At 33.3% G+C, this 12,056-nt stretch carries 12 protein-coding genes; 7 read left to right on the top strand and 5 right to left on the bottom strand.

Features of this window, described 5'->3' with window-relative positions:
* Positions 1-4 precede the first annotated feature (4 nt).
* The 7 genes from K8354_RS01600 to K8354_RS01570 all read left to right on the top strand — a co-directional run bounded on the left by K8354_RS01600 (position 5) and on the right by K8354_RS01570 (position 7,214).
* Positions 5-529, top strand: a complete 525-nt coding sequence (locus K8354_RS01600) for a hypothetical protein (protein ID WP_223444872.1) — start codon at positions 5-7, stop codon at positions 527-529.
* Between the two features lie 104 nt (positions 530-633).
* Positions 634-1,911, top strand: coding sequence for an NAD(P)/FAD-dependent oxidoreductase (locus K8354_RS01595; protein WP_223444871.1), 1,278 nt, complete (start codon positions 634-636; stop codon positions 1,909-1,911).
* Positions 1,912-1,920: 9 nt separating this feature from the next.
* Positions 1,921-2,226 carry a hypothetical protein gene (locus K8354_RS01590; protein ID WP_223444870.1) on the top strand — a complete coding sequence of 102 codons (306 nt, stop codon included), beginning with the start codon at positions 1,921-1,923 and terminating at the stop codon, positions 2,224-2,226.
* Positions 2,227-2,578: 352 nt separating this feature from the next.
* Positions 2,579-3,496 (top strand): AraC family transcriptional regulator, encoded by a 918-nt coding sequence (locus K8354_RS01585; protein ID WP_223444869.1) that lies wholly within the window; start codon positions 2,579-2,581, stop codon positions 3,494-3,496.
* A 155-nt stretch (positions 3,497-3,651) separates the two neighbouring features.
* Positions 3,652-5,808: a TonB-dependent receptor gene (locus K8354_RS01580; RefSeq protein ID WP_223447758.1), complete on the top strand. Its 2,157-nt coding sequence runs from the start codon at positions 3,652-3,654 to the stop codon at positions 5,806-5,808.
* 314 nt (positions 5,809-6,122) lie between these two features.
* Positions 6,123-6,542 carry a DUF2141 domain-containing protein gene (locus K8354_RS01575; RefSeq protein WP_223444868.1) on the top strand — a complete coding sequence of 140 codons (420 nt, stop codon included), beginning with the start codon at positions 6,123-6,125 and terminating at the stop codon, positions 6,540-6,542.
* 48 nt (positions 6,543-6,590) lie between these two features.
* Positions 6,591-7,214: a hypothetical protein gene (locus tag K8354_RS01570; RefSeq protein WP_223444867.1), complete on the top strand. Its 624-nt coding sequence runs from the start codon at positions 6,591-6,593 to the stop codon at positions 7,212-7,214.
* 380 nt (positions 7,215-7,594) lie between these two features.
* Here the strand turns inward: K8354_RS01570 and K8354_RS01565 are convergent, their stop codons facing one another.
* The 5 genes from K8354_RS01565 to K8354_RS01545 all read right to left on the bottom strand — a co-directional run bounded on the left by K8354_RS01565 (position 7,595) and on the right by K8354_RS01545 (position 12,037).
* On the bottom strand, positions 7,595-8,677 hold the full coding sequence (locus K8354_RS01565; RefSeq protein WP_223444865.1) for an amidohydrolase family protein: 1,083 nt from the start codon (positions 8,675-8,677) through the stop codon (positions 7,595-7,597).
* Complete coding sequence (locus K8354_RS01560; protein WP_223444863.1) at positions 8,678-9,208, bottom strand: 3-hydroxyanthranilate 3,4-dioxygenase; 531 nt, start codon at positions 9,206-9,208, stop codon at positions 8,678-8,680.
* A 148-nt stretch (positions 9,209-9,356) separates the two neighbouring features.
* Positions 9,357-10,136 (bottom strand): SDR family oxidoreductase, encoded by a 780-nt coding sequence (locus K8354_RS01555; protein ID WP_223444862.1) that lies wholly within the window; start codon positions 10,134-10,136, stop codon positions 9,357-9,359.
* Between the two features lie 110 nt (positions 10,137-10,246).
* The gene (locus K8354_RS01550) at positions 10,247-10,462 is read right to left on the bottom strand and encodes a DUF6500 family protein (RefSeq protein ID WP_223444861.1); all 216 of its coding nucleotides are present in this window, start codon (positions 10,460-10,462) and stop codon (positions 10,247-10,249) included.
* Between the two features lie 129 nt (positions 10,463-10,591).
* Positions 10,592-12,037 (bottom strand): aldehyde dehydrogenase, encoded by a 1,446-nt coding sequence (locus K8354_RS01545; protein ID WP_223444860.1) that lies wholly within the window; start codon positions 12,035-12,037, stop codon positions 10,592-10,594.
* Positions 12,038-12,056 lie beyond the last annotated feature (19 nt).

The following is a 12,056-nucleotide window of genomic DNA, read 5'->3' as shown; positions in this document are numbered from 1 at the left end:
TTTTTTGAAAACCTACAATCAAAATAATTTTTTTAAACATACTTTTTGCGAGTTTCAACAAGCTGATCATTTCACATTCCCAGAAAACCCCCACTATAAAAGTAAATCTGAAAGCAGCTATTTTTACACGGATGAAGGCGTATATAGAAAATCGAATCATTGGGGAAGAGTTGCTAATTGCAGATGGAAAATTATTGCAAATGAGCATTACAAAAACCAGCAAATAGTAATTGGTTTTGCAAAATGGACGCATTTTTATCCGATGAATTCTTCAGAAAAAATCTTTTATATTGATGTGGATTTTAAATCAAAGACGGCTAAACTTCAACCTAAAATAAATAATCCATCTCAGTATTTATTTACTTTCTCTGAAGCCCAAAAAAGAACCCAACAAATACAACATCTATTTAAAGATGATAAATGGGCTAAACATTACGATTTAGAAATTACAGAATTACGTTTTCAGATTATTTCTGATTTTATCAAATTCAATAAAACACTTCAAGAAATAAAGAGAAATTTTCATTAATACCTTTTTTAATTGATCTTTATAAAAGCATAGAACAAATCAATTTTAGGTAAATTTGCAGTGCTAAAATTAGAACAACATAACCGTCTAATCAATCAAAAAAAATGAACATTCCACAAACAAGTTTTCCTCGAGTTGTCATTATTGGTGGTGGTTTTGCTGGTTTAGCAGCCGCAAAAGGTCTAGAAAAACAAGAACTACAAGTTGTTTTAGTAGATAAACACAACTATCACACGTTTCAACCGCTTTTGTATCAAGTAGCAACTGGTGGTTTAGAGCCAGATTCTATCGCTTTTCCTTTAAGAAAATTATTGAACGATGTAGAGAATTTCTATTTTAGATTGACGGAAGTTGTTAAAATTCATCCGGACAAAAACACCATTGAAACCACTATTGGATTTTTAGAATATGATGAATTGATTATTGCTAGTGGATCAACTACAAACTTTTTTGGCAATACCAATATCGAAAAATTTGCCATGGAAATGAAATCCATTCCGCAATCTTTAAACATTAGAAGTTTAATTATAGAAAATTTCGAAGAGGCTTTATTGACTTCCAACATCGAAGAAAGAAATGCGTTGATGAATTTTATCATTGTCGGTGGAGGGCCAACTGGAGTTGAATTAGCAGGCGCTTTAGCCGAAATGAAAAAAGGAATTTTACCAAAAGATTATCCTGATTTAGATATCAGGCAAATGCAAATTAACCTTATTCAAAGTTCTGAATGTCTGTTAAAAGGAATGAGCGAAGAAGCCTCTGAAAAAGCAGAAGATTTTTTAATTAGTTTAGGCGTCAATGTTTGGAAAAATTTGCGTGTTTTAAATTATGACGGAAAACTGGTTACTACAAATGGTATTGATCATTTTAGAGCTGAGACGGTTATTTGGGCAGCTGGTGTTCAAGGGGAAACGATAGCTGGCTTAGAAGCCAATTGTATTATTGAACGTGCGGAAAGATTCAAAGTAAATGAATTTAGTCAAGTTGCAAATTATAAAAATATTTATGCCATTGGGGATGTGGCTTCTATGGCTTCAGATAAATATCCTAAAGGACACCCAATGATGGCGCAACCTGCCATTCAACAAGGAAAATTACTTGCTCAAAATATTCTTGCCAAACTAAGTAACAAAATACAAACTCCATTCGTTTACAATGACAAAGGGTCGATGGCTACCATTGGACGAAATAAAGCCGTAGTGGATTTAAATAAGTGGAAGTTTCAAGGAGTTTTTGCTTGGTTTGTATGGATGTTTGTACATTTATTTTCATTGATTGGTTTTAGAAATAAATCCATCGTTTTTCTGAATTGGGTATATAATTATATTCGTTTCGATAGAGAAACCAGATTGATTATCCGACCTTTTAAAAGAAAAAAATAGTTTAGATGTATGGGTTCTAGAATGATAAAATGCCCGAAATGCGGAGTTTTTAATACCAACCGAGACTATTGCAAAAACTGTAACACACTCATTTCTAATGATAAAAAAAGAGAATTAAAAGTAGCTGCTCTAAAACAACAACATATTGATGAAGCGGTTTATAGTTTAGAAAACCCGGGATTAGCAAAACGTTTAAAACAGCACTCCAACCTGCTGTATAGAATAGTAGGTTGGATTTTGTATTCTGTAGTATCGGTGGTCAGTATCATAGGAGCTGGCTTAGCTTGGATGATTGCAATGGTGGCTGCTGGTTAATATGCATAAAAAACTCACTTATTTCTTTGTATGCTGCTTACTTATAGGCACAACGATCTATTTTTTACAATTCTTTAACGTCTCCTTACCTCCTATTATCAATAATTATTTAAATGATTTTTTAATTATTCCGATTGTTCTTTATACCAGTTTAGTTGTTTTAAGATGGTCTCGAAACGATGGAAAATTCTTTCTTAAAATTCCTATTATTCTCTATGTATGCTTTTTGTATAGCATGCTATTTGAGTACTTTTTGCCAAAATATGTAGCAAGATATACCAAGGATTTTATGGATATTGTTTTATATTTTGCAAGCGGAATTTTTTTCTACTATTTACAAAAACGATCCTAAATGAAAACTTCTGTAATTGCAAAAGAAAACATAGCCAGATTAAATACTGCCATCAACTATATCGAGGAGCATTTATCAGAAAATCTGTCGCTAAAAATCATTGCTGAAAAAGCACATTTTTCACCTTTTCATTTTCATAGAATGTTTACATTAATTGTTGGCGAAACGTTACATACTTTTATCAACAGAAAAAGAATCGAGAAAGCTGCCTCTTTTTTGTTGTATCGAAAAGAAAAAAGCAGCACAACAATTGCAGAAGAAATAGGTTTCAGTGATGTATCTTCTTTCTCTAAATCTTTCAAAAAATTCTACGGAATTTCTCCGCATCAATTTAAAGAGGAGAGTCCGAAGAAATTTAGTCAAATCCTTGCAATAAAAAGCAAGAACGGAAAAGTCAACATTACTTTTGAACAATATATTTGCAATATAAACAATGCGCTAAATTGGTTAAAAATGAGAACAAACACATCAATAAAACAAATTGAAAAAATAGAATTGGCTTACATTTCTCATCAAGGAAAAATAGAAGCAATTGCCGAAGTATATGACCGACTAGTACAATGGGCAGCTTCTAAAGGATTGATGAACGATGCAACAAAAATGGTTACGATATATCACGATAGTCCTAAAATTACGGATCCTAATAATTTACGGATGAGTGCTTGCATTTGGCTAAACAATGCCATAAAAGTAGATAGTGAAGTAAATTTAAGAACTATAAAAGCTACAAAATGTATTGTGTCAAGATTAGAAATTACTCCGCACGAATTTCAGCAAGCATGGGAATCTAGTTTTGCTTGGATGGTTGAAAACGGATATAAAAAAGCCACTACAGATCCTTTTGAAATATACCATAACAATGCTGCCGAACATCCAGAGAATAAATTTATTGTAGATTTATGTATTCCGGTTTTATAATATCCATAGAATTTATGAAACCAACCTAAAACAACTCCTTAAATTGTCTAAAATCTTAAAAACAACAATTGAGACTATAAAAATTACAACTCAGTAATTCTTGTTTCTAAACCTCATTTAAGGAATACATCTTTACAGCATCAAACTTAAAGATGATGAAAATACTATTTTTATTCCTTTGTATTGTAATGCAATTTCAAAGCAATGCACAAACCACTATTTCGGGTACTGTAACCGATTCAAAAAAACACCCTATTTTTGGCGCAAATGTTTATTTAGATGGCACTTATGATGGTGTATCCACAAATGAACAAGGACATTTTTTATTTAAAACGGAAGAACAAGGAACACAAACTTTAGTCATTTCCTTTATCTCTTTTGAAACTTACATTCTCACTGCTGAAGTTTCATCACTCAAAAACTTGCAAATAAAGTTGCGCGATGATGTTAATTCATTGGACGCCGTTGTGATGAATGCAGGGATGTTTGAAGCCGGTGAAAAAGGAAAAGTAACTGTGTTAAAACCTTTAGATATTGTTACGACTGCAAGTGCCTTGGGCGATTTTTTAGGGGCTTTACAAACATTACCAGGAACCTCTGCTGTAGATGAAGATGGACGATTATTTGTGAGAGGCGGCGAAGCGGAAGAAACCCAAATTTTTATTGACGGAATTCGTGTATTTACGCCCTACACACCAAGTGCCAATAACTTGCCTGTGCGTGGTCGTTATTCGCCTTTTTTATTTTCAGGAATTTCATTTTCTACAGGCGGATATTCCGCAGAATATGGCCAAGCATTGTCTAGTGTATTGTTATTAAATACGATTGATAAACCCGACCAAGAGAAAACTGATCTATCTTTTATGTCCGTTGGATTAGGACTTGGAAGTACTCAAATTTGGGATAAAAATTCGTTAAGCGTGAACGCTTCTTACACCAATTTAGCGCCCTATCAATTTGCTTTGCCCGACAGAAATAAATGGATAAAACCTGTAGAAGCGATCAGCGGGGAAACCGTTTACAGACATACTTTCAAAGACGATTCTATGCTTAAAGTTTACGGTGCCTTTAGCGCTACAAACTTCGATTTAATTCAAGAGGATATTAATTTTGACGAAGGTGTTCGGTTTAGATTAAAAAACAGCAACTTATACATCAACACTTCTTATAAAAATAAGTTTGGCAACAATTGGCGTTTTGAAACAGGATTAAGTTTTACAAACGATCAAACCGAAATGAAGGTCATCGATGATAAAATAAACAACCATGAAAACTCCGCACATTTTAAACTCAAACTTAAAAAGAATTTTTCAAATCGATTTAAAATCAGCTTGGGCTCTGAATATTTTATGACCCATTTTAACGAGGACTATCAACCTTTGTTAGAGAACAGTTTTCACTATGGTTTCCAAAATAATTTGTTAGCTGCTTTTGTAGAAACCGATATTTTTTTCTCAAAATATCTTGCAGCAAAAATAGGCGTTCGAGCAGAAAACTCTGAATTATTAAATGAATTTACACTATCACCTAGAGCCTCTATAGCTTATAAATTGGGCAAAAAGTCGCAATTTTCATTAGCCTATGGACAGTTTTATCAAAATCCGAAAAACGACTTCTTAAAATTTAGTGAAGATTTTAAAGCTGAAAACACCTCGCATGTAATTGCTAACTTTCAAAGCACCAAACAAAATCAAATATTTAGATTGGAAGCGTATTATAAAGACTATAAAAGTTTGGTGAAGTTTGATACGGAAATGGCAAATTTCAATTCGAATTTCAACAATAACGGAACTGGTTTTGCAAAAGGAATTGATCTATTTTGGAGACAAAATGGCAAAATTAAAAACACCGATTATTGGGTTTCTTATTCCTATTTAGACACCAAACGAGATTACAGAAATCACCCTATTGCTGCACGTCCAAATTTTGCCTCTCAACACAATTTGTCGATTGTTGCCAAACATTGGATTGTAGATTTAAAAAGTCAAGTTGGTTTTAGCTACAATTTTGCCTCGGGTAGAACCTTTACAAATCCTAACGAACCTGGTTTTTTAAATAACCAAACTAAAAACTTTAATTCTTTAAGTTTAAATTGGGCATATTTAATAGATCAACAAAAAATACTATATCTGTCTGCCTCCAATGTTTTAGGAACTCAAAATGTATTTGGTTACAACTATAAAAATACCCAGAATTCATTCGGAAATTTCGACAGACAAGCCATCTTGCCCAACGTAAATAGTTTCTTTTTTGTTGGTTTTTTCTGGACAATTAGTGATGATAATAAAAGCAATCAATTAGACAATTTATAATTTTTTTTAAAACAATTTCTTGCTTTACATTATATATTATTTTTGCAAGAAACGAGACCGGAAAGAACAATGCACGCAAACTTGGCACTTCGACCTAAGGAGAAGTCGCAAAAAATAACACATAATTAAGATACTTTATAGGATTTCTTCTAAAGTAGAAATGACAAAATTGGGCGAAAAAAGTTCATACTTAAACCAACAAATCGCAAAAAACACAATTCAGAATCAAAAAATTACAATTCGGTATGTTTCTTGTTTTATTCTATTAAAAACATCAGATATTTGAACCATCAATAACAAATAAAACCATATTTATGAAAAATTTAGTACTAACCATCATCTTCATTTTAACGGGATTTTTTTCTATCCAAGCCCAAGAAGAAACGTTTACTTTAACCGTACATATTTCAGGCTTAAATTCTAACAAAGGAAACTTAATGGTAGGCGTATACAAAAGTTCAGAGAGTTTTTTAAAGAACACATTTCAAGGTGTTACTGTTCCGATCAGTGACAAAAAATCAGTGGCAACTTTTAAAAATTTACCAAAGGGAGAATATGCAGTTTCTTTTGTACACGATGAAAATGAAAATAAAAAAATGGATACCAACTTTATAGGAATTCCGAAAGAAGACTATGGATGCTCCAATAATGCAACCGGTTTTATGGGACCTCCAAAATACGAAGATGCTAAATTTCAATTAGAAGCAAATAAAACCATCGATATTAAAATATAAATTAAGTCTACTCTATTTAAACACCCATCAATATAAAACTTATCTATCATGAAAAAATTATTTTTCTTCATAGTGCTATCTATCACCCTAAATATAGCTGCTCAAACTCCTTATCAAAAAGGAATGCAAAAAGCTTTTTTTCTTTGGGAACAAGGAAAAATGACAGAGGCTTCTCAAATTTTCGAGAGAATTTCTAAAGTAGAAACCAAAAACTGGTTACCTTCTTACTATGTTGCTCAAATTGAAATTATAGGGAGTTTTGGTTTAAAGGATGAGGTAAAATTAACTGCAAAATTAACCAAAGCACAAGAGTTTTTAGATCTTGCCAAATCAAATTCAGAGAATAACCCAGAAATAATCATTGCTCAAGCATTGTTGAATACGGCGTATATTGCTTTTGACGGACAGAAATATGGAATGTCTTTATCAGGAAAAAACAGTCAATTATATAACAAAGCGTTAGCAATTGCCCCCAACAATCCGCGTGTAATTTTAGGATATGCAGAATGGAACATGGGTGCTGCAAAATTCTTCGGAAAATCTACAAAACCTTATTGTAATGAAATTAAAAAAGCGATTAAATTAGGAAGACAAGAAAAACTTGAAGAAGAATTTTATCCTAAGTTCATGTTTTCTAGAGCAGAAGATGTTTTAAAAGGATGTGAGGAATAGTATTCGGTTTTCAGTAGCAGTGCGCAGTAGCAGTATTCAGTAGCAGTGCGCAGTAGCAGTATTCAGTAGCAGTGTGCAGTAGCAGTATTCAGTAGCAGTGTGCAGTAGCAGTATTCAGTAGCAGTGTGCAGTAGCAGTTTGCAGTAGCAGTGTGCAGTAGCAGTTTGCAGTAGCAGTTTGCAGTAGCAGTATTCAATAGCAGTATTCAGTAGCAGTTTGCAGTAGCAGTGTGCAGTAGCAGTATTCAGTAGCAGTATTCAATAGCAATGTGCAGTAGCAGTGTGCAGTAGCAGTGTGTAGCAGTGGCTTCTAGTCAAGGGCTAACTGAGAACTGCTAATGCCAACTGAAAACTGAATACTGCCAAATGCCAAATGCCAACTTATTTCAATATTTTATCAATCAAATCTTGTTTTGCTTTTTCATCATCACCAAACAACCAACGCAAAGTATTGTCTTCCCAGATTTGGTCGTACTGTTTTTGGTTGATGATATTTCTTTCTCTTGCTAAATCTAAAATTTTTCCAGGATACGAAGACTGCTGATCACTCTCCATTTCTCCTAAAGGATACGGATCATCTAACCCCATTAAAACTTGATTAGAACTTTGCCGATCAATCATCAATTTTAAAGAATCTGTGTCATGCACCAAGGTGTCAAAAAAGATATTTGGATGACCAACTGCTTTTCTAGGATGATACTTGCCCTCAAACAAATCTGGTCTGCCATCAAAACCTTGAATTCTTCTTCCTAAATTCATTTGCGCTAATTGTCCTCCATGGGCAAAACATGTTCTGATATTTGGAAAACGCTCTTGCATTCCGTTTAAAGTATAAAAGTGATAGGCATCACCACATTGCGCCAACATCCAAATTAAGTGAAAACGCCAGTTGGTATTTTCTAATTTGATCATTTTATCACCATCATATGGATGGATTTCAATAGCCAATTTGTACTTATCTGCCAGCTCAAAAATCCGATCATTTTCTTCATCAAAAACACAACGCCATTGCCCAATAGAATCCATAAAATGCGTGGGTAAGCACAAAACTTTTAAACCCAATTCCTCCACACAACGCTCCATTTCATATAATGCGCCATAAATAAAACCAGGATGCACCACAAACCCGCAGGTAAATTTATCTGGATGGTTTTTTTGCACCTTCGCATTAAAATCATTCTGAAAACGCAATGCTTTTTTCATTTCTTCCAAACGCAATCCGTTACCGTATAATTGAGAAAGATTTAAAACAACAGCATGATCTATCTTGTTTTTTTCCATCCATACTAATTTCTCGTCCAAGAAAAAACTAGAATCTGTTACAGGACGCTTCCATCCTTTTTGCAACATGTGTTTACGTTCATCATCTACCCAAAAAATTTCCTTTTCCTTCATAAAATCAGGAATTTCTTCTGGATAAGGCAATAAATGTGAATGTCCGTTGATGCGCAGTTTTCGTCTCATTTAATTGATTTTATTAGGTGGTTGCATTACATATCCGCAATGATCACAAGTACATTTTTTGGTGTCTGAATAATAGTTATCGAAAATTACAGGCATATCAGTTTCAATATTTTCTAAAGCAAATTCTTCTCTATATAATAGATCTCCACAATTTTCACAATACCATTCTAAAGCATCTAACATTCCTTCAGAACGCGGATACTCAATTACTAAACCCACTGTATTTTCTTTTCTTTGTGGCGAATGTGGCACTTTTCCTGGTAATAAATAAATATCACCTTCATTGATTTCTACATCCATCATTTTACCTTTCTCATCAATAATTTTCAGAATCATATCTCCTTCCACTTGATAGAAAAACTCAGGCGTTTCATTATAATGATAATCTTTCCGGTTATTGGGTCCGCCAACAACCATCACAATAAATTCTCCGTTTTCCCAAACCTGTTTGTTGCCCACCGGTGGTTTTAATAAATGACGATGTTCATCAATCCATTTTTTAAAATTTAAAGGTTGTACTAATTTACTCATATTAAAATCCCTTCCTAGCCTTCCCAGAGGGAAGGAACTCCAAACTGGGTAAAATTTGGAATATTTATTAATAATTTTAATTTATCCTACTAATATAATACTTTTAACGTCTAAAGCTTCCTCTCTTTTAGAGGATTGAAAAGGGCCTCTATAGTGACTTTGTTCTACCACCATCCACAGGAACATTTATTCCGTTAATAAAACTTGCTTTTTCACTTGCTAAAAAAACAATAGCATTTGCAATTTCTTCGGGTTTTGCAAATCGTTTTGCAGGTGAAGCATTTTTCATATTCTGAGAAACCTCTTCAAAAGACTTGCCTGTTTTATGAGCTTTGTTCTTGATAATTTCATTCAATCGTTCTGTTCCTGTTGCTCCTGGCAAAACATTATTTACGGTAATGCCGAATTCGCCCAACTCATTTGCCAAAGTTTTTGACCAACTTGCTACTGCTCCACGAATGGTATTAGAAACGCCTAAACCATCTAAAGGTTGTTTTACAGATGTAGAAATTACATTTATAATTCTGCCAAAACACTGCGTTTTCATAAACGGAACTAACGCTTGCACCAAAATATGATTACACTTTAAATGTTGTGTAAAAGCACTTTCAAATTCCTCAATTCTTGCATTAAATATAGGGCCTCCCGCTGGACCTCCTGTGTTATTGACCAAAACATGAAACTGTAAATTTGAATTTTCTAAAACTTTTTTTAACTCAGTTGGTTTCGAGAAATCTGCTACTAAATAACGATGATTTTGTTCTCCGTTATTTTTTAATTCTGTTAAAACTGACTTTAATTTCTCTTCATTTCTAGCAATTAGCGTAACATTGGCTCCTTCTTCTGCTAATAAAATTGCTGTTGCTTTACCAATTCCTTGCGTGCTTCCGCAGACTAATGCGTTTTTATTTTTTAGTTGTAAATTCATTCCTATCCCTAACCCTTTCCTAAGGAAAGGGAATTTGTTATGTGTTAGTATTTCTATTTTATTTTTATAATTCAATTTTTACAGTCAACAGTTTCCCTCCTTTGGAGGGATTAAGGGAGGATTATCATCTGCTTAATCTTCACTGCCTTTTCAAAATGATCTAGTTGGTGAGTTTCTATCCACCAAGTAGCAATTTCCATTAATAATTTTGGATTGTCATTTTTATTCTTAAAAAATGCATAAAAAGACAACCCTACATTTTCTCCTTTTTTAGCGATCTTTTCATTACAAACTTGAATTATTCTTTCTTTTATTTCTTTATTCATTCATTCATTCATTCCCATTCCTACCCCTTCCTAAAGGGAAGGGGATTAATACATATTAGTGATTTTAATTTGATGACAACTTTTTATTTTTCACATTTTAATCGCAACCGTTTCTTCCCTACGGGAAGATTAAGATGGGAATTTTATACAAACATTTTTAGGCTCTGTAAAAAACCGTAAAGCTTCAAAACCACCTTCACGTCCAACTCCAGAATCTTTTATTCCACCAAATGGAGTTCTTAAATCTCTTAACATCCAAGTATTTACCCAAACAATTCCTGTTTGTAATTGTTTAGAAAACTGCATAGTTCTATTTAAATTATTGGTCCATATTGTTGATGACAATCCGTATTTTGTATCGTTTGCTAAAATTAATGCTTCTTCATCAGTTTTAAAAGACATAATTGTAACTACTGGTCCAAAAATTTCTTCTTGATTTACACGACAAGAATTATCTGTAACTTCAATAATTGTTGGTTGAAAATAATAACCATTCTCAAAACCTGGAATGGTTACTTCTAAACCTCCACATACTATTTTTCCGCCTTCATTTTCCGCAATTTCGATATACGATTCTATCTTTTCTAGATGTTCTTTAGAAACTAATGCGCCAATATCTGAATTACTTTTTGATGGATGATCTACGTTTAGTTGTTTTACTTTTTTAATAAAATCTTTTTTAAACTGATCATAGATTTTTTCTTCTATCAAAATTCTGCTTCCACATAAACAAATCTGACCTTGATTAGAAAACGAAGAGCGCACGGTAGTTGCTAACATCTTCTCATAATCACAGTCTGCAAAAATAATATTTGGGTTCTTTCCGCCTAATTCTAACGATAATTTTTTAAACATTGGCGCGGCAATACTAGCAATATGAGCACCTGTTTTTGTTCCGCCTGTAAATGAAATTGCCTTGATATTTGGATGCGCTACAATTGCTTGTCCTGTTGTTGTGCCCAAACCATGAACAATATTTAAAACCCCTTTTGGGAGGCCAGCCTCATTACAAATTTCTCCTAATAAAAAAGCCGTCATAGGGGTAATTTCACTTGGTTTTGCCACTACACAATTACCTGCTGCCATGGCGGGTGCTATTTTCCAGGTAAATAAATACAAAGGCAAATTCCAAGGAGAAATGCAACCCACAACTCCAATCGGTTGGCGCAAAGTAAAATTAACGGCATTGAAACCCACACTTTCATGCGCTTCAGATGAAAACTGCGTAATTGCATTTGCAAAAAATTGAAAGTTACTTGCTGCTCTGGGAATATCAACAGACTTCGCTAAACTGATTGGTTTGCCATTATCTTTTGATTCTGCCTCCGCTAAAACATCTAATTTTCCCAAAATTAAATACGCTATTTTAGAAAGGATTTTACTTCTTTCTTCTAAACTTGTAGCACTCCATTTAGGAAAAGCCTTCGCCGCAGCTCTGTATGCTGTTTCTACATCTTCTTTTGATGAATTTGGTATTTGACCGTAAACCTTTCCTATTGACGGATTATAATTATCTAAATATTTTTCATCAATTGGATTTACGAATTCGGCGTTTATATAATTTTTTATGTTCATTTATTTCAAAGATGAAAGA

Origin of the sequence: Polaribacter litorisediminis, assembly GCF_019968605.1 — a bacterium.
Taxonomy (GTDB): domain Bacteria; phylum Bacteroidota; class Bacteroidia; order Flavobacteriales; family Flavobacteriaceae; genus Polaribacter; species Polaribacter litorisediminis.
The sequence above is the reverse complement of the archived record's forward strand: the minus strand, read 5'-3'. Positions and strand labels throughout refer to the sequence as shown.